This is a genomic window from Mycobacterium sp. E2238 (genome assembly GCF_001672665.1).
GTDB lineage: Bacteria > Actinomycetota > Actinomycetes > Mycobacteriales > Mycobacteriaceae > Mycobacterium.
In genome coordinates this window covers 1-507 of record NZ_LZKF01000002.1, presented here as the reverse complement: position 1 = coordinate 507, position 507 = coordinate 1, and the positions used below count along the sequence as shown (strand labels likewise).

At 70.2% G+C, this 507-nt stretch carries 1 protein-coding gene; it reads left to right on the top strand.

Translation table 11 applies throughout. From position 1 onward, the window contains the following. The coding region (locus A5711_RS25865; protein WP_231987393.1) for a TetR/AcrR family transcriptional regulator at positions 1-338 on the top strand (338 nt) is incomplete at its 5' end. Positions 339-507 lie beyond the last annotated feature (169 nt).

The window sequence follows — 507 nt, the reverse complement described above, 5'->3', positions numbered from 1 at the left end:
CCCGCACCACGATTCGCGAGATCGCCCGGGCGGCCGACATGACCAGCGGCAGCCTTTACCACTACTTTCCGAACAAGTCCGAGTTGCTGCAAGCGGCCGTCACCGAAATGGAGGGCATCGCCGCACCCCGGTTGCGGGCCGCCGCCGCGCGGGCCGACGGTGCGGTCGATCGCCTGAAGGCGGTGTTGGACGAGTCGAGCCGGTTGATGCGCGAGTATCCGGATCTCGCCGCCTTCGAGTGGGTGATCCGCGCCGAGGGCGTGGCCGACGCCGATTCGCGGTTCGCACAGAGAGCAACGAGCATCCGGCCAGCGGTCGGCCACGGTACGCCGGGCTGAAAGCGTTGCGGGACACGATAACTGAGATCATCGGTGACGCCCGGGCGCAGGGTGCGCTACCACTCGACACCCACGCGGACGCCGCGGCCGATGCGATCCACGCACTGGCGCGCGGCCTCACGGAGCGGGCCGCCACTCTGGCTCCGGACGCGTACGCGGCCGCGCTGGA